This is a genomic window from Pseudoalteromonas sp. APC 3355, assembly GCF_030407615.1.
Lineage (GTDB): Bacteria > Pseudomonadota > Gammaproteobacteria > Enterobacterales > Alteromonadaceae > Pseudoalteromonas > Pseudoalteromonas distincta.
Genome location: NZ_JASDDB010000018.1, coordinates 83,034 through 98,799, shown reverse-complemented (window position 1 = coordinate 98,799; position 15,766 = coordinate 83,034). Strand labels below are relative to the sequence as shown.

The following is a 15,766-nucleotide window of genomic DNA, read 5'->3' as shown; positions in this document are numbered from 1 at the left end:
CTAAGTAGCTTGGCTGTTAGAACTCAATCTGTACGAGTGCCCACACAGATGATTGCTTTATATTGTTAAAGAACGTTGCGATTATAAAGTTGAACTTTATCTCGCTAGGGCTGCGCATATTACGCTTTCCTATTTTTTTGTCAATACTTAAATTTAAACTTTCTAAAAAGATTCACTCTAAGTTTTACTTAACACCCTGAGTTGTTCGTGCCTCGCTATGCGTTGCTGTTTCCCGTCTCAGTGGGGTCGCATTATAGGGAGATCCAAAAACAGATCAACCCTTTTTTGAAGAAAACTTGAAATAATGTGCTGTTCGCTGAGTATTTGAGCTAAACGCTCAAAAACACAACTAAACCACCTGTATTGAGAGGTTTATAGAGCTATTTAAAGTCAAAGTTATGGTAACTAGTGATCAGTAGAGACATATTTGGATCATCAATGCTGAAAAAGCCAACCAATAAGTTAAGAGTCGTGTTACTAAAATCATTTGAAATAGTCAAAAGCTGAGATTTAAATTCATTGGGCTATATTTTTATTTGAGAAGTGAGCTTACTAAGGCCCCAATGGTTAGCTTTACTATGAGGTTCTTAGTACCGGTATATAGATAAGAGAGCGACCCTTATATCTTCTGATCAGCTCAAATCAATAAAAACTTCGTTAGGGATTGCTTAATGGTATTTAAATTCGAAGTGCTATTATTAATAACTGTAAATCACTATATAAAGTAAAAATGCTATTTAACTAAAACCGGATAGGCTATTTTGGTTCGATGTTAAGTAAAGGGTAACTAGGCAGAGCTATTAAAATAACTGTAAAAACAACCTATCGATTAAGAATCTAAGAGTCGATGCACATAATAGAAGGTAATTACTGGTTCATATAGTTTGACAAATTTTAGGCAAGAAAAAGCCGAGCATAAGCTCGGCTTTTAGGTTTCTTTAAGACTTACTCTGCAGACTGTGCGTCTTCTTGAACTGCTTCGCTAGTCGCTGGGCGACCAACTAGTTCAATATAAGCCATTGGTGCATTATCACCAGTACGGAAGCCACACTTAAGAATACGAGTGTAACCACCTGGACGATCCGCGTTACGTGGACCGATTTCACTGAATAATTTACCAACAACTTCATTATCACGCGTGCGAGCAAACGCTAAACGGCGATTTGCTACACTGTCAGTCTTAGCCAGTGTGATTAAAGGTTCAATTACACGACGTAACTCTTTCGCTTTTGGCAAAGTAGTTTTGATGATTTCATGTTTCACCAAAGAACCTGCCATATTGCTAAACATCGCTTTACGATGGCTACTGTTACGGTTTAATTGACGACCACTCTTACGATGGCGCATGACCCTATCCTTCTAACTAAACTAATATAGTGATTTAGATTATTCAGCTAAGCTTGCAGGTGGCCAATTTTCTAGGCGCATGCCCAGAGAAAGTCCACGTGAAGCTAGCACGTCTTTAATTTCAGTTAGAGACTTCTTACCTAAATTAGGCGTTTTAAGAAGCTCAACTTCAGTGCGCTGAACTAAATCACCGATATATTGAATTTGCTCGGCTTTCAAACAATTTGCTGAGCGTACTGTTAATTCAAGATCATCAACTGGACGAAGTAGAATAGGATCGAATTCTGGCTTCTCTTCTTTCTCTTCTGGCTCAGTTACATCACGTAAATCTACGAATGCATCTAATTGCTCAGCTAAGATAGTAGACGCACGGCGGATCGCTTCTTCTGGATCTAAAGTGCCGTTTGTTTCCATATCAATGATTAACTTGTCTAAATCTGTACGTTGCTCAACTCGAGCTGATTCAACCGAGTACGCAATACGTTCAACTGGGCTAAATGATGCATCAAGCAACAATCTACCAATTGGACGCTCATCGTCATCAGAGGATAAACGACTAGATGCCGGCACATAACCACGACCACGTTCAACACGAATACGCATGCTGATCTCGCTGTTATTTGTAGTTAAATTACAAATAACGTGATCTGGATTAGCAATTGTTACATCGCCATCGTGCTGAATATCAGCCGCAGTAACAGGGCCTACACCAGATTTAGTCAGGGTCAGAAAAACTTCATCTTTGCCTTCTAACGTTACTGCTAAACCTTTAAGGTTTAATAGTATTTCAATGATGTCTTCTTGAACGCCTTCTTTCGCGCTGTACTCATGTAATACACCGTCGATTTCAACTTCAGTTACTGCACATCCAGGCATAGATGAAAGTAATATACGGCGTAAAGCATTACCCAGAGTATGGCCAAAGCCACGCTCTAATGGTTCTAAAACTATTTTAGAACGCGTTGGGTTGATAGCGTCGATGTCGACTAACCTTGGTTTTAGAAATTCTGTAACAGAACCCTGCATTTTATCCTCTCTTAACTCTTAACTTTACTTAGAGTAAAGTTCGACGATTAGTTGTTCATTAATGTCCGCAGACAGGTCTGAACGCTCAGGTAGACGCTTAAAGCTGCCTTCCAATTTCTTACCGTCAACTTCAACCCAAGTCGGCTTTTCACGTTGCTCAGCCAACTCTAGAGCAGCGATGATACGTGCTTGCGTCTTAGACTTCTCACGGATTACAACAGTATCTTCTGGAGTAATTACGTATGAAGGAATGTTCACAACACGACCATTAACTAAAATCGCTTTATGGCTTACTAACTGACGTGCTTCTGCACGTGTGCTAGCAAAACCCATGCGATATACAACATTGTCTAAACGTTGCTCTAAAAGCTGTAACAAGTTTTCACCTGTGTTGCCTTTAAGGCGAGCAGCTTCTTTGTAGTAGTTACGGAATTGCTTTTCTAATACACCGTAGATACGACGTACTTTTTGCTTTTCACGTAATTGTAAACCGTAATCAGATAAGCGACCTTTACGAGCGCCGTGCTGACCAGGTGCAGTCTCAAGTTTACACTTAGAGTCGATAGCTCTTACGCCGCTCTTAAGGAACAGGTCAGTACCTTCACGACGACTCAGCTTGAGCTTAGGGCCCAAATATCTTGCCATGTTATTTCTCCTAACCTATTGTTAAACGCGACGTTTCTTCGGTGGACGACAACCATTATGTGGTATTGGCGTCACGTCAGTAATGTTGGTAATACGGTAACCAGCAGCATTCAAAGCACGTACAGCAGATTCACGACCTGGACCTGGACCTTTAATGAAAACTTCTAGATTTTTTAAACCGTATTCTTGAGCAGCAGTACCTGCACGCTCTGCAGCAACTTGAGCAGCAAATGGTGTAGATTTACGTGAACCACGGAAACCTGAACCACCGGCAGTAGCCCATGATAGTGCATTACCTTGACGGTCGGTAATCGTTACAATAGTGTTGTTGAAAGACGCATGAACATGAGCCATACCATCAGCAACTTGTTTTTTAACCTTTTTACGACGAATTGGTGTCTTAGCCATAATACTATCCCCTTATCGCTTAATAGGCTTACGAGGACCCTTACGGGTGCGCGCGTTAGTCTTAGTTCTTTGACCACGTAGTGGTAAAGAGCGACGGTGACGTAGGCCACGATAACAACCAAGGTCCATTAGGCGCTTGATATTTAAAGTAACTTCACGACGAAGATCACCTTCAACAGTGTACTTGCCAACTGCATCACGCAGTACGTCAAGAATTTCGTCTGAAAGTTCACCGATTTTTGTGGTTTCGGCGATACCAGTCGCTTCTAAGATAGCCTTAGAGCGAGTCTTACCTATGCCATAAATAGCTGTTAAACCAATAACTGCATGTTTATGATCAGGGACGTTAATGCCAGCAATACGGGCCACTAACACATCTCCTATATTCGAATTTGGTAATCAAAAGTTTGAAAAGCCCGTAAGGATACTCAAACGAAGACCAAATCACTACTAAAAACACAGGCCGAGAAAACTCAGCCTGCACGACTGTTTACTTAGCCTTGCCTTTGCTTATGCTTAGGCTCACTGCAAATTACGCGTACTACACCAGCACGTTTAATAACTTTACAGTTACGGCATATTTTCTTAACGGAAGCACGTACTTTCATTGCTCAACTCCGTAAACTGACCTTATCGACCGTAGCCTTTAAGGTTCGCTTTTTTCAGCACAGAATCATACTGATGAGACATCAGGTGAGTCTGTACTTGTGCCATAAAGTCCATGATTACTACAACGATAATCAAAACTGATGTACCGCCGAAGTAGAATGGCGTTTGCCACGCCATCGTCATGAATTCAGGCACCAGACAGATAAAGGTTATATACAAAGCACCTGCCAATGTCAGGCGTGTCATCACTTTATCAATGTATTTAGATGTCTGCTCACCTGGACGAATACCTGGGATAAATGCGCCAGATTTCTTAAGGTTATCTGCTGTTTCACGTGGGTTAAAAACCAACGCTGTGTAGAAAAAGCAGAAGAAGATAATAGCCGCAGCTAAAACAAGCGAGTACAACGGTTGACCTGGAGTCAACGTAGTAGCAACAGCTTGTAATACATCAGCGACTGGACCTTCACCTTGGCCGAACCAGCTAGCAATTGTACCAGGGAACAGAATTATACTGCTAGCGAAGATTGGTGGAATAACACCCGCCATATTTACTTTTAGTGGTAAATGCGTGCTTTGGGCAGCAAATACTTGACGACCTTGTTGGCGTTTAGCGTAGTTAACAACAATACGACGTTGTCCACGTTCGAAAAACACTACAAGATAAGTAACAGCGAATACGATTACCGCAACCATCAACAGTACAAAAACATTCAAATCACCTTGGCGCGCCATTTCGACTGTCGAACCAATAGCAGACGGCAAGTTAGCTACAATACCAACAAATATTAGAACAGAGATACCGTTACCGATACCGCGCTCTGTTATTTGTTCACCCAACCACATAAGGAACATAGTACCAGTAACTAAACTCACCACAGCGGTGAAATAGAAACCCATACCAGGGTTAACAACTAACCCCTCCATCATGCCCGGTAAGCTAGTAGCAATACCGATTGATTGAATAGTAGCTAGCACAAGCGTGCCATAGCGTGTGTACTGGCTAATTTTTTTACGCCCTTGCTCACCTTCTTTCTTAAGCTCTATAAACGGAGGATACATATGCGTTAATAGTTGCGTAATAATCGAAGCCGAGATATACGGCATAATACCCAGTGCTAACACTGAAGCTCGCTCAAGTGCACCACCACTGAACATGTTGAACATTTCAACAATGGTGCCCTTTTGTTGCTCGAAGAAATCGGCAAGTACAGCGGCGTCAATCCCAGGGATCGGCACAAATGAACCTAGACGGTAAATTATGATAGCACCCAATACGAAGAGTAATCGGCGCTTCAATTCCGAAAGTCCACCTTGTGCACTTTTTGTATCTTGACCTGGTTTAGCCATTAGTACTTCCTTAGTCTTCTACCTTGCCTCCGGCAGCTTCAATAGCTTCGCGAGCACCTTTAGAGGCTTTAAGGCCTTTAACGGTAACAGCGCGTGAAACTTCGCCAGATTTAACAACTTTAACGAAAAGAACGTTCTTTTTAACTAGACCAGCTGCTTGTAACGCGCTTAGGTCTACCACATCGCCTTCAACTTTAGCGATTTCAAAAAGGTTTATTTCTGCAGATACTAAAGATTTGCGAGAAGTAAAACCAAATTTAGGTAGACGACGTTGCATAGGCATTTGACCGCCTTCAAAACCAACGCGTACTTTGCCGCCAGAACGTGATTTTTGACCTTTGTGACCACGACCACCAGTCTTACCTAGACCAGAACCGATACCACGACCAACACGTTTTGGAGCAGTTTTTGAACCTGCAGCAGGTGAAAGTGTATTCAAATGCATCGAATTAACCCTCTACCTTAACCATGTAAGAAACCTTGTTTATCATACCACGTACACATGCTGTGTCTTCTAACTCAACAGTGTGGTTGATACGACGTAAACCAAGACCGCGTAATGTAGCTTTATGTTTCGGTAAACGACCGATAGAGCTTTTTACTTGTGTTACTTTTACAGTTTGATTTGCCATGGTTACCCCAGTATTTCGTCTACGCGAAGGCCACGTTTTGCAGCGATTGACTGTGGAGAATTCATATTCTCAAGAGCCGAAATCGTTGCACGTACTACGTTGATTGGGTTAGTAGAACCGTAACATTTAGAAAGTACGTTCTGAACACCAGTCACTTCTAGTACTGCACGCATAGCACCACCTGCGATGATACCAGTACCTTCAGAGGCTGGTTTCATGAACACTAGTGAGCCAGCATGACGTCCCTTAACAGGATGCTGTAATGTATTGCCATTTAGGTCTACATTGATCATGTTGCGACGTGCTTTTTCCATTGCTTTTTGAATAGCAGCTGGAACTTCACGTGCTTTACCATAACCAAAACCTACTTTACCTGCGCCGTCACCAACTACAGTTAGTGCAGTAAAGCTAAAGATACGACCACCTTTAACTACTTTAGACACACGGTTCACCGCGATTAGCTTTTCAGCTAGATCAGGCTGTTGTTGCTTTGCTTCTACGTTAGCCATAGTCTACTCCTAGAATTGCAAACCGGCTTCACGCGCAGCATCAGCTAGCGCCTTCACACGGCCGTGATATTTAAAGCCACTGCGATCAAAAGCAATCTTTTCGATGCCTTTGTCAGCCGCACGTTCAGCAACCGCTTTGCCAACTGCTTGCGCAGCTTCAACGTTACCGGTGCCTTTAACTGTTTCGCTAATAGCCTTTTCAACAGTAGAAGCAGCAGCCAGTACATTACCCTCAGCATTTACAACTTGAGCGTATATGTGACGTGGCGTGCGGTGGATAACAAGACGCGTTGTGCCTTGTTCAATATAATTTCTACGAGTGCGTTTAGCACGACGTAGACGAGCTGTTTTTTTATCCATCGTCTTACCTTACTTCTTCTTAGCCTCTTTACGGCGTACATTCTCATCTGAATAACGAACACCCTTACCTTTATAAGGCTCAGGTTTACGGTATGCACGAATGTTAGCAGCTGTTTGACCAACTAACTGCTTGTCTACGCCCTTAACTAGAACTTCTGTTTGGCTTGGAGTTTCAATCGTAATTCCTTCAGGAACTGCGAAATTAACTGGGTGTGAGAAGCCAAGAGTTAAATCTAATGTTTTACCCTTCGCTGCAGCACGGTAACCCACGCCTACTAACTGAAGTTTCTTCTCGTAACCTTCATGCGTACCAACAACCATGTTGTTGATTAGAGCGCGAGCAGTACCTGCTTGAGCCCATGCATTAGCTACGCCATCACGAGGTAAAGTAGTAATAACGTTGTCATTTACTTGTACTTCAACAGCGTTGTTGATTGTACGAGTAAGTTCACCGTTTTTGCCTTTAACTGTGATTTCCTGGCCTTTTAATGTAACTTCTACACCGGCAGGAACAGTAATTGGTGCCTTTGCTATGCGAGACATAGTTCCCCTCCGATTAAGCTACAAAACCAATGATTTCACCACCAACACCAGCACTACGTGCTGCGCGGTCTGTCATTAGGCCTTTAGAAGTTGATACGATAGCGATACCAAGACCACCCATTACCTTAGGTAATTGGTCACGTTTCTTATAGATACGTAAACCAGGGCGACTTACACGCTGGATATTTTCAATTACAGCTTTGCCTTCGAAGTACTTCAACTCGATAGAAAGCTCAGGTTTAGTTTCGCCGTTAACAGCGAAATCTACGATATAACCTTCGTCTTTTAGTACTTTAGCTAATGCTACTTTCAGCTTTGAAGTTGGCATCGTTACAGATACTTTCTTCGCTGATTGACCGTTACGAATTCGTGTGAACAAATCCGCGATAGGATCTTGCAAGCTCATAGTCTTACTCCCATGATTCTATTACCAGCTAGCCTTTTTAAGGCCAGGAATTTCACCGCGCATAGCTGCTTCGCGAACTTTAATACGGCTCATGCCGAATTTGCGAAGGAAACCATGTGGGCGGCCCGTAATGTTACAACGATTACGTTGACGTGCAGGGCTAGAATCACGTGGTAAAGCTTGTAGCTTAAGTACCGCGTCCCAACGATCATCTTCAGATGTGTTAACATCACTGATGATAGCTTTTAGTGCAGCGCGCTTTTCAGCGTACTGAGCAACTAGTTTTGTGCGCTTTGCTTCGCGCGCTTTCATAGAATTCTTTGCCATAACCCTACCCTTATTTCTTAAATGGGAAGTTAAACGCTTCTAACAACGCACGGCCTTCCTCATCAGATTTCGCAGAAGTAGTGATAGTAATATCCATACCGCGTACACGGTCTACTTTATCGTAATCGATTTCTGGGAAGATGATTTGTTCACGTACGCCCATGCTGTAGTTGCCACGTCCATCAAAAGACTTTGCACTTACGCCACGGAAGTCACGAATACGTGGGATAGCGATTGATACCAAACGCTCAAAAAAGTCCCACATACGCTCGCCGCGTAGGGTTACTTTACAACCAATCGGGTAGCCTTCACGCACTTTAAAGCCAGCAACAGATTTGCGTGCTTTAGTGATTAAAGGTTTCTGACCAGAGATTGCTGCTAGATCCGCTACTGCGTTATCTAAAATCTTCTTGTCAGCTAGGGCTTCGCCCACGCCCATATTCAATGTGATCTTTTCGATCTGAGGGACTTGCATGACAGAGCTGAAACCAAACTTCTCTTGAAGTTCAGCAACTACTTTGTCTTTATATACTTCATGCAGTTTCGCCATCATTCTACTCCAACTATTAGATAGTTTTACCAGTAGATTTAAAGATACGTAATTTCTTACCATCTTCAATCTTGAAACCTACACGATCAGCTTTACTCGTTTCCGAGTTGAAGATCGCAACGTTTGATGCATCCATAGATGCTTCTTTCTCAACAATGCCGCCAGCTTGGTTCAATTGTGGAACCGGCTTTTGGTGTTTCTTGATCAAGTTTATGCCTTCGACAAAGATTCGACCAGATTCAGTAACAACTGAAAGCACTTTTCCGCGCTTACCTTTGTCTTTACCTGCTAGTACGATTACTTCGTCATCACGACGTATTTTTGCTGCCATGATTGGCTCCTTACAGTACTTCTGGGGCTAGTGAAACGATTTTCATGAACTTATCATTACGAAGTTCGCGAGTCACAGGGCCGAAAATACGTGTACCAATTGGCTGCAAGTTATCATTTAAGATAACAGCAGCGTTGCTGTCAAAACGGATCAGAGAACCATCTGGACGGCGAACACCTTTTCTGGTACGCACAACTACCGCGTTTTTAACATCACCTTTCTTCACTTTACCGCGAGGAATAGCTTCTTTTACAGAAACTTTAATGATGTCGCCAATCGCTGCGTAGCGACGGTGAGAACCACCAAGGACTTTTATACACTGCACTTTGCGAGCGCCGCTGTTATCAGCAACTTCCAGCTGAGTTTGCATTTGGATCATGTTAATGACCTCCGGTGTAGTAATTACAACGTGTCTTAAATTTGTTTAAAATCAAGACATTTCGATTAAATCCCACTCAAAAACAAACGAGTTGTCTCTTAAGGGCGGGCAATTGTACCAGCATTGAGGGGGTAGCGATAGGTTATTTTTTAATTAATTTGGAGTGTTGGGAAATTAAAGCTGAGTAATTACGGCTATGTAGCTATTTTACAGGTGGTTACAAAACAAACAAGGCACCTGTAATGTGCCTTGTTTGTTTAAAGTGTAATAAATTAACCAAATAAACCTTTTAATTTATCTTTAATTTTATCTTTTGCTTTGTCTTTGGCTTTTTCTTTTGCCTCATCGACCTTCTGCTTAGCTTCATCTTTGAGCGCATCACCAACATCTAACTTTATACCTACATCGTGGAAAGGCCCTTTTATACGTAGTGGTATTTTAAAGCCAGTGCTGTCATCGGTAGTTCCCTGACCTTCGATAGATCCAACTATACCTGTAACCAAACGATAGTTGACCGTTGTTTGCGGTAAATCAACGTCGCCTTCACCTGATATTCTAATAAGTGGGCTGATAAGTGATAGGTCGGTATTTTTGCCAACGCCATTAGTAAAGTTAAAACTTCCAGTTAATGCTGAAAAATCGGTTTGCTCAGATTCTTCAAATCCGGTATCAAGCCCTTCAGATGCAGCACCAAAGTTACCTGAAATGAGTTCCTTACCTTTACGAACCATCTCAGCTATATTCGCACCTTTTACAGCTCCATCAGCAAACTCAAATCCAAGCTTTCCATTAAGCGCACCAATAAACGACTTTTGACTTTGGCCAGTTGTGTTTAGGTTCCAATTTAAAGACCCCTTACCCATTAGCTTGTCAAAACCTGCCGCATCCGTTAATAAAGGCTGTGCATCTATTTCAGCTAAGTCAAAGTTAGTTGATATTTTATAAGGTACTTGCTGTGCGTTTACATTGATAACGCCTTTACCTGACCCTTCATAAGCAGAAAAGCTATCTAGGCTTAGTTTTGCAACGCTATCTTTTAAAGCAACAGTAAATTGATTTGCGCCTAATTTAATATCATTGGCTTTTAATCCACTTGAACGAATCACTACATTTGCATCTAGTGAATTTAATGCACTTAAATCAATTTTAGTGTCATCCCATACTATTGGCTCTGCAGGTTTATCTTCTTGCTCTTCTGGCTCTTCTTGTTTTGCCACTGCTTCAGGTAGATAAGGGTTTAAGTCAAGCATACCTAAATCAATATCAGCATTTACTGCTAAACGCTTACCTAGGTTAAGCTCGCTCTTACCTTTTATTTCTAATGCGTCTAACGTCGCAACTAAATCTTCTAAATTAAATTTCTCACCTAGTAGGTGCATTTTACCGTTTACACTAAATCCGTTAAAAGCATTGTCTTTAGCGTCTAGCTCTACACCTTGCCATTTCGCAATACTTTTAACAGACTCACCGCTTAGTGCTAACTGACCTTTAATATCTTGGCCTTGCTTAGCTATGCTCCCTTCGAACGTTAAATCAACTAAACGAGAATCTAAGGTTTGTTTAACATTAAAAGTAGCACCTTCAATTGCTTTAGCAGGAGTATCTAATTTTATATCAAGATCAAAACGCTCTTGCATATAAGTAATACCCCCTTTTACTTCTAATGTTTTACGAAGTGAAGGAAGTAAAATAGCAAGTTCTAAATCGCTAATTTGTTGTTTGGCACCTGTTTGACCATCTAGATAAGTAAATGTGCCGCCATAAATAGCAACCTCACCCAACTCAATATCAAAGTTATCTGGAAGCTTTATCGCTTCACCTGATTGGCTCTGCTCTTTTGGTTGCTCTGAAACTGCATCAAACAACTGCCAATTGGCTTTACCATTTTTGTCGGTTTCTAATAGGATATTTGGTTCGTTTATAACAAACTTATCTAATTTAAACTCACCACCAAATAATGAAAACCAAGGTATGTGTACAGCAAGCTGTTTCATACTCGCCATATCGGCGCGCGAACCTGATTCCATATTTGCAAAATGCACGTCGTTAAGTTCTAACTTTAATGCAGGGAATACGCTAAGTGTTTTATCACCTTTAATGGTAAGAGTGCGCCCAGTTGTTTGTTCTACCTGCTGCGACACTTTGTTAAAAATAGTATCAGTAGGGATTAAAAACGGTGCGGCAACAATTAGTGCTATACATAGTAAAAGTATTACACCTACAATTTTAAGTAAGGTTTTCATGATCGTCCTTTCAAACGTGCAAATAATGTTCTTATCATAGCGAGTGTTAGCCTTAAAATCATTGTCGTTCTGATAAAAAAGCTTTTTATTAGATATTACATTCCCATCCTGAATCGCCCCTGAAACATTTTGATACCTTTAGGTTACAAATAAATATTGACCCAATGAAACCTTAAGGTTACATTGATACCTACAGGTTACATATTGTAAAAATTTTAAAAGGAAATGAGCTATGTCTAATTACGATATTAAAAGTGAAGAAAAATTTATGGGCCAAAATGCATGGTTTTCATTATTCATGGGGGTCACTTTATTAATCATTAGTGTTTACCCAATGCTTAATCAAACATCAGCCCCACTATTGTTTTTAGGAACTGCTGCTTTTTTAGGTTCATTCTTTATGTTTGTGATCAGAGGCGGGTTTACATGGAGAATGAAATACCACCTTACATATAAAGATGAGTATTTAAATACCATCGACACTATTGCCTATAAACATGTCGTGCTTGGCTTACTTTTTAGTATGGGTGGCGTGTACTTACTCTCCGATACTCTTGCTTTAGAAGTATCTCACAGCATGATGGCTACATTTTACCTTGCTGTAATGAGTTTAATATACGGCGTATCAATTCTTTGGCAAAGCAAAGATTAGGAGCAAAAGTGCAAAATAAAATTGCAAAATACCGCAAAGAAGCAGGCCTTTCTCAACAAGACTTGGCTGATCTAATTGCGGTTTCACGTAAGACTATTAGTACAGTAGAAACGGCACGATTTACCCCTTCGGTAATAATTGCTCTAAAAATAGCAAAGCATTTTAATACCTCAGTTGAAAGTCTCTTTGTACTAGATAAAAATGATTGATACATGTTAAAACGTTGGCCTCATTCTATTAGCAAAAACGCCGATTTAGCTACTTCAATTACAACGTATGGAGGACAGCGCTGTTGTTATTAGCGTAATTGCGCTAAAATAGACCAGCAAAAAAATATATATCTAAACCGGAGATTCTACAAGGCATGAAAAAACTGCTAATTTCACCGTCAAAAATGACGCTAGGCGAACAAGAAAATCAAATCTATCAGAACATTCTGAAGCAATCTTCAGAATTAAGCCTTAACCTTATGGCCGTGAAAGTAGAAAACCACCCTGATGATTTTTTACCTTGGTGTTACGAATTGCTAAGTGCAAGCAGAGATCGTATGAACTACGATTTACTAGAGCCGCAGCAATTACCAGTACTTAAGAAGCTACACGATCAGCTTATTTCAGCTATCAGCTTTTTACAGGTTAAAACTTTACGTATTGCTCCGTGGCCTGTAGTAAGTGTATTTGTAGAACAACACAAAGACGTTATTGCTCTTGATGAACAGCTTCGCTTAGTAGACTACATTAAGAGCATTCGTGAACAATCTCTTAAAGATATGATTCCTGAAGATTTACTTGCGTTTAGCGGTAAGCACATGGCATCACTTGATCCAAGCACATACAACTTTGACGTTGAATGGTTTGCATCAACAAAAAGTGCGAAGAGCTTTCATCAAATGCTTGGCGATTTACCAGGTGCCTTTGACGATGCACTAGTAAACATTCCACTTGAAGGTGACATTACTCAATACGAATATCAACAATTTGTTGCTGCTTATTCAAAAATATTCACCGACAATAATGAAAAACCAACACTTGCGCCTGCAACACGACTGCTTGCAATGCGTCGCCCTGATATATTTACTCCGATCACAAACAATCGGTTAGATGCATTATGCGGTGCCCTTGGTGTTTCTAAACTTAAAAATAGTGATTTTGAGCGTTACTGGCAAGATATTGTAAAAGGTATTCAAGCTATGTCATGGTACAAAATGGCTAAACCTAGTAATGAGTTAGAAGAACAATTAGTTGCTATTAAAGCACTAATCCCATGTTTCTTTCACTATGCTGATGCTAAAACACCAGATAACTCTAACTACATCAAACTGTTAAGTAAGCCTAAACGAACTACAACTACGACAGGTAAAACTCAGCGTAGAGGTAAAGAGTCTGCAGAAATTTTAGTAGACCGCGCACTTGCTGCTGACGATATTCCTGAGCACATTCGCAGTAAGCGCGATTCAATTGTGAGTGAAGTTCAAAAAGGTCGTAGTGTAAACGAAACAATTAGCCTTATGCGCACTATATTTGGCTAAAAACTTCTAATTTAGCCGTACTTATATGGTGCGGCTAGGTTAATTTATGCACCAGCAGTGTGCGCAACATCTTCCTACATGCCATATCTCTTCTCAATCTATAAAATGCAAGCTCATGTTTTTAATATATAAAAAATAATTTTTAATAAAAAATAATGAAGCTGGCACATACAGTGCAATTATCCCGTTAGTTAAACAATAAAAAGCCGTCAGCCTAAAGGTTCCGAATACATAATAAAAACCTTGGCGAGCAAAAATCATATAACGGGAAATGGACATGCTAAAACTAAAAAAAACCATCGCTATAAGTGCTATAGCATTAATGGGCGCAACATCTTTAACGTCAACAGCCGTACATGCTGAAGTAACTGCTAATGCAGCGGCAACATCAAACTACTTATGGCGTGGTCAAGAGCAAACTGGGGGCGATGCAGCTATTTCAGGCGGTATTGATTACGCCAATGAATCGGGCTTTTATGCAGGTACTTGGGCTTCAAACGCATCGTGGGCAGATGAAATGACCTATGAGCTTGATTTATATGCAGGCTTTGGTGGCGACATTAACGAAAGCGTTAGCTACGATGTTGGCTATATTTATTACGCTTACCCAGATGCCGCTTCTGAAGCTGACGCAGATTTCTCTGAAATTTACGGTAGCATCAGCGTTGAAGGCTTTACATTTGGTGCTTCAGTACTTGCAACATCAGCTGCAAGTGGTGATGGTACAGACTTTGGTGATTCACTTTACCTGACAGCTGACTACGGTTTTGCTGTTGGCAGTAACGGCACTGAAATGGCACTTCACTTAGGCCACTACTCTGGTGACTTTATTGGCGATGATAATATCTTAGATTATGGTGTATCAATTTCGAAAGATGGGTTCACTTTTGGTTTATCTGATACAGATATGGATGACTCAGATATTAAAGCTTACGTTGCTTATTCTGTAGACTTTAATTTATAAGAAAGAATGTGTTACTTGCTGCGACACGAAGGGCCTTTTGGCCCTTTTCTCGTTTTTGAACAAGACCCCTTACATCTGTTAACAAACCGTTACAATTGAATGAAAACAATACATACATTTTCCTTTATTCTATTACCTAGTCACTGGGCATTTATAACTGCCTAGCCATAAAATAGGTATAAAGGAATAATAATGAAATCACCTAACGCGTTTAGCGCCCTACTCGATATTTATATAAGTCCTAGTAAAGCTTTCAATGGTGTTGAACACGCCAAAGGTTGGTCATGGCTTGCTTTTATAGTCATGTCTTTAGTTTCAATGGCGAGTATTTATATTTTTTATTCCACTGTTGATATGCAGTTTTTGATTAATGAGCAAGTAGCAGCATCAACTATTGATGCGACGATTGGCGAGCAAAAAATGATTCGCCAAAGTATAGAGCAAAATGCAGAAGGCCAAATATGGTTTGGTTTGTTTGGCGGCGTAATTGCGCTGGCTATCATGAATGCATTAATGGCACTTTATTATATGCTTGTGGCTAAACAAGATCCTGAATCAGAACATAGCTACGGAGCTTGGTATGGATTCGCTACCTGGACAATAATGCCAGTTGTTATTTCAAGCCTAGGCACAATTGCTCTTGTACTAAGTGCAAGTACAGATCAAATATCTCAACAAGCCGTATTTAGCTACGCATCTATTAACCAATTAATAATAGGACTTGAAGTTAGCCATCCTTTTTATAGCTTATTAGAATCAATAAACTTATTTAGCTTTTGGAGCATTGCGTTGGGAATGATCGGCTTAAAATGCTGGAATAATTTTTCAACTAACAAAGCACTCCTATTCTCTGCTCTTCCTTCAATTATTATTTTTGGTATTTGGGCAATCATTGCAGCAAGTTAACTCTTAAGTGGAGGTAGATACTAGCTCCACATTACTTAATTCACGGATAGA

23 protein-coding genes are annotated in these 15,766 nt (G+C 40.6%); 5 read left to right on the top strand and 18 right to left on the bottom strand.

Features of this window, described 5'->3' with window-relative positions:
- Positions 1–945: 945 nt before the first annotated feature.
- The 18 genes from rplQ to QMA08_RS18635 form a co-directional block, all read right to left on the bottom strand.
- The gene (gene rplQ / locus QMA08_RS18720) at positions 946–1,347 is read right to left on the bottom strand and encodes a 50S ribosomal protein L17 (protein WP_002959450.1); all 402 of its coding nucleotides are present in this window, start codon (positions 1,345–1,347) and stop codon (positions 946–948) included.
- Between the two features lie 39 nt (positions 1,348–1,386).
- Complete coding sequence (rpoA, locus tag QMA08_RS18715) at positions 1,387–2,373, bottom strand: DNA-directed RNA polymerase subunit alpha (RefSeq protein ID WP_002959452.1); 987 nt, start codon at positions 2,371–2,373, stop codon at positions 1,387–1,389.
- 24 nt (positions 2,374–2,397) lie between these two features.
- Positions 2,398–3,018: a 30S ribosomal protein S4 gene (gene rpsD / locus QMA08_RS18710; RefSeq protein ID WP_002959461.1), complete on the bottom strand. Its 621-nt coding sequence runs from the start codon at positions 3,016–3,018 to the stop codon at positions 2,398–2,400.
- Between the two features lie 21 nt (positions 3,019–3,039).
- Complete coding sequence (rpsK, locus tag QMA08_RS18705) at positions 3,040–3,426, bottom strand: 30S ribosomal protein S11 (protein ID WP_002959471.1); 387 nt, start codon at positions 3,424–3,426, stop codon at positions 3,040–3,042.
- Between the two features lie 12 nt (positions 3,427–3,438).
- Entirely contained in the window at positions 3,439–3,795 is a 357-nt protein-coding gene (rpsM, locus tag QMA08_RS18700) for a 30S ribosomal protein S13 (protein WP_002959473.1), read from the bottom strand.
- A 125-nt stretch (positions 3,796–3,920) separates the two neighbouring features.
- Positions 3,921–4,034, bottom strand: coding sequence for a 50S ribosomal protein L36 (gene rpmJ / locus QMA08_RS18695; protein WP_002959476.1), 114 nt, complete (start codon positions 4,032–4,034; stop codon positions 3,921–3,923).
- Positions 4,035–4,056: 22 nt separating this feature from the next.
- A complete protein-coding gene (gene secY / locus QMA08_RS18690) occupies positions 4,057–5,385 on the bottom strand; it encodes a preprotein translocase subunit SecY (protein WP_002959478.1) in 1,329 nt (442 codons plus the stop codon).
- A gap of 10 nt (positions 5,386–5,395) precedes the next feature.
- Positions 5,396–5,830: a 50S ribosomal protein L15 gene (gene rplO / locus QMA08_RS18685; RefSeq protein ID WP_002959480.1), complete on the bottom strand. Its 435-nt coding sequence runs from the start codon at positions 5,828–5,830 to the stop codon at positions 5,396–5,398.
- 4 nt (positions 5,831–5,834) lie between these two features.
- A complete protein-coding gene (rpmD, locus tag QMA08_RS18680) occupies positions 5,835–6,017 on the bottom strand; it encodes a 50S ribosomal protein L30 (RefSeq protein ID WP_002959482.1) in 183 nt (60 codons plus the stop codon).
- Positions 6,018–6,019: 2 nt separating this feature from the next.
- The gene (gene rpsE / locus QMA08_RS18675; RefSeq protein WP_002959485.1) at positions 6,020–6,526 is read right to left on the bottom strand and encodes a 30S ribosomal protein S5; all 507 of its coding nucleotides are present in this window, start codon (positions 6,524–6,526) and stop codon (positions 6,020–6,022) included.
- Positions 6,527–6,535: 9 nt separating this feature from the next.
- Positions 6,536–6,886 carry a 50S ribosomal protein L18 gene (gene rplR / locus QMA08_RS18670; protein WP_002959486.1) on the bottom strand — a complete coding sequence of 117 codons (351 nt, stop codon included), beginning with the start codon at positions 6,884–6,886 and terminating at the stop codon, positions 6,536–6,538.
- Between the two features lie 9 nt (positions 6,887–6,895).
- Complete coding sequence (gene rplF / locus QMA08_RS18665; RefSeq protein ID WP_002959488.1) at positions 6,896–7,429, bottom strand: 50S ribosomal protein L6; 534 nt, start codon at positions 7,427–7,429, stop codon at positions 6,896–6,898.
- A 13-nt stretch (positions 7,430–7,442) separates the two neighbouring features.
- Entirely contained in the window at positions 7,443–7,835 is a 393-nt protein-coding gene (gene rpsH, locus QMA08_RS18660; protein ID WP_002959491.1) for a 30S ribosomal protein S8, read from the bottom strand.
- A gap of 21 nt (positions 7,836–7,856) precedes the next feature.
- Positions 7,857–8,162: a 30S ribosomal protein S14 gene (rpsN, locus tag QMA08_RS18655; RefSeq protein ID WP_006794245.1), complete on the bottom strand. Its 306-nt coding sequence runs from the start codon at positions 8,160–8,162 to the stop codon at positions 7,857–7,859.
- Positions 8,163–8,172: 10 nt separating this feature from the next.
- Positions 8,173–8,712, bottom strand: a complete 540-nt coding sequence (rplE, locus tag QMA08_RS18650) for a 50S ribosomal protein L5 (protein WP_010554915.1) — start codon at positions 8,710–8,712, stop codon at positions 8,173–8,175.
- Between the two features lie 16 nt (positions 8,713–8,728).
- A complete protein-coding gene (rplX, locus tag QMA08_RS18645; protein ID WP_002959496.1) occupies positions 8,729–9,043 on the bottom strand; it encodes a 50S ribosomal protein L24 in 315 nt (104 codons plus the stop codon).
- Positions 9,044–9,053: 10 nt separating this feature from the next.
- Positions 9,054–9,422: a 50S ribosomal protein L14 gene (gene rplN / locus QMA08_RS18640; RefSeq protein WP_002959498.1), complete on the bottom strand. Its 369-nt coding sequence runs from the start codon at positions 9,420–9,422 to the stop codon at positions 9,054–9,056.
- A gap of 272 nt (positions 9,423–9,694) precedes the next feature.
- Positions 9,695–11,665: an AsmA family protein gene (locus QMA08_RS18635; RefSeq protein ID WP_290175206.1), complete on the bottom strand. Its 1,971-nt coding sequence runs from the start codon at positions 11,663–11,665 to the stop codon at positions 9,695–9,697.
- A 232-nt stretch (positions 11,666–11,897) separates the two neighbouring features.
- Between QMA08_RS18635 and QMA08_RS18630 the strand changes: the two genes are divergently transcribed.
- The 5 genes from QMA08_RS18630 (at position 11,898) to QMA08_RS18610 (ending at position 15,715) form a co-directional block, all read left to right on the top strand.
- Positions 11,898–12,317, top strand: a complete 420-nt coding sequence (locus QMA08_RS18630) for a hypothetical protein (RefSeq protein ID WP_002959502.1) — start codon at positions 11,898–11,900, stop codon at positions 12,315–12,317.
- Positions 12,318–12,325: 8 nt separating this feature from the next.
- Complete coding sequence (locus QMA08_RS18625; RefSeq protein WP_002959505.1) at positions 12,326–12,526, top strand: helix-turn-helix transcriptional regulator; 201 nt, start codon at positions 12,326–12,328, stop codon at positions 12,524–12,526.
- 155 nt (positions 12,527–12,681) lie between these two features.
- Positions 12,682–13,845 (top strand): hypothetical protein, encoded by a 1,164-nt coding sequence (locus QMA08_RS18620; protein WP_024606326.1) that lies wholly within the window; start codon positions 12,682–12,684, stop codon positions 13,843–13,845.
- Positions 13,846–14,122: 277 nt separating this feature from the next.
- Positions 14,123–14,809: a TorF family putative porin gene (locus QMA08_RS18615; RefSeq protein WP_024591363.1), complete on the top strand. Its 687-nt coding sequence runs from the start codon at positions 14,123–14,125 to the stop codon at positions 14,807–14,809.
- A 192-nt stretch (positions 14,810–15,001) separates the two neighbouring features.
- A complete protein-coding gene (locus QMA08_RS18610; protein WP_290175205.1) occupies positions 15,002–15,715 on the top strand; it encodes a YIP1 family protein in 714 nt (237 codons plus the stop codon).
- Positions 15,716–15,766: the final 51 nt, after the last annotated feature.

What these genes read in the sequence shown, in the direction of transcription:
- rplQ (WP_002959450.1), bottom strand. Translation starts at nt 1,347, where the DNA reads ATGCGCCATCGTAAGAGTGGTCGTCAATTAAACCGTAACAGTAGCCAT.
- rpoA (WP_002959452.1), bottom strand. Translation starts at nt 2,373, where the DNA reads ATGCAGGGTTCTGTTACAGAATTTCTAAAACCAAGGTTAGTCGACATC.
- rpsD (WP_002959461.1), bottom strand. Translation starts at nt 3,018, where the DNA reads ATGGCAAGATATTTGGGCCCTAAGCTCAAGCTGAGTCGTCGTGAAGGT.
- rpsK (WP_002959471.1), bottom strand. Translation starts at nt 3,426, where the DNA reads ATGGCTAAGACACCAATTCGTCGTAAAAAGGTTAAAAAACAAGTTGCT.
- rpmJ (WP_002959476.1), bottom strand. Translation starts at nt 4,034, where the DNA reads ATGAAAGTACGTGCTTCCGTTAAGAAAATATGCCGTAACTGTAAAGTT.
- secY (WP_002959478.1), bottom strand. Translation starts at nt 5,385, where the DNA reads ATGGCTAAACCAGGTCAAGATACAAAAAGTGCACAAGGTGGACTTTCG.
- rplO (WP_002959480.1), bottom strand. Translation starts at nt 5,830, where the DNA reads ATGCATTTGAATACACTTTCACCTGCTGCAGGTTCAAAAACTGCTCCA.
- rpmD (WP_002959482.1), bottom strand. Translation starts at nt 6,017, where the DNA reads ATGGCAAATCAAACTGTAAAAGTAACACAAGTAAAAAGCTCTATCGGT.
- rpsE (WP_002959485.1), bottom strand. Translation starts at nt 6,526, where the DNA reads ATGGCTAACGTAGAAGCAAAGCAACAACAGCCTGATCTAGCTGAAAAG.
- rplR (WP_002959486.1), bottom strand. Translation starts at nt 6,886, where the DNA reads ATGGATAAAAAAACAGCTCGTCTACGTCGTGCTAAACGCACTCGTAGA.
- rplF (WP_002959488.1), bottom strand. Translation starts at nt 7,429, where the DNA reads ATGTCTCGCATAGCAAAGGCACCAATTACTGTTCCTGCCGGTGTAGAA.
- rpsH (WP_002959491.1), bottom strand. Translation starts at nt 7,835, where the DNA reads ATGAGCTTGCAAGATCCTATCGCGGATTTGTTCACACGAATTCGTAAC.
- rpsN (WP_006794245.1), bottom strand. Translation starts at nt 8,162, where the DNA reads ATGGCAAAGAATTCTATGAAAGCGCGCGAAGCAAAGCGCACAAAACTA.
- rplE (WP_010554915.1), bottom strand. Translation starts at nt 8,712, where the DNA reads ATGGCGAAACTGCATGAAGTATATAAAGACAAAGTAGTTGCTGAACTT.
- rplX (WP_002959496.1), bottom strand. Translation starts at nt 9,043, where the DNA reads ATGGCAGCAAAAATACGTCGTGATGACGAAGTAATCGTACTAGCAGGT.
- rplN (WP_002959498.1), bottom strand. Translation starts at nt 9,422, where the DNA reads ATGATCCAAATGCAAACTCAGCTGGAAGTTGCTGATAACAGCGGCGCT.
- QMA08_RS18635 (WP_290175206.1), bottom strand. Translation starts at nt 11,665, where the DNA reads ATGAAAACCTTACTTAAAATTGTAGGTGTAATACTTTTACTATGTATA.
- QMA08_RS18630 (WP_002959502.1), top strand. Translation starts at nt 11,898, where the DNA reads ATGTCTAATTACGATATTAAAAGTGAAGAAAAATTTATGGGCCAAAAT.
- QMA08_RS18620 (WP_024606326.1), top strand. Translation starts at nt 12,682, where the DNA reads ATGAAAAAACTGCTAATTTCACCGTCAAAAATGACGCTAGGCGAACAA.
- QMA08_RS18615 (WP_024591363.1), top strand. Translation starts at nt 14,123, where the DNA reads ATGCTAAAACTAAAAAAAACCATCGCTATAAGTGCTATAGCATTAATG.
- QMA08_RS18610 (WP_290175205.1), top strand. Translation starts at nt 15,002, where the DNA reads ATGAAATCACCTAACGCGTTTAGCGCCCTACTCGATATTTATATAAGT.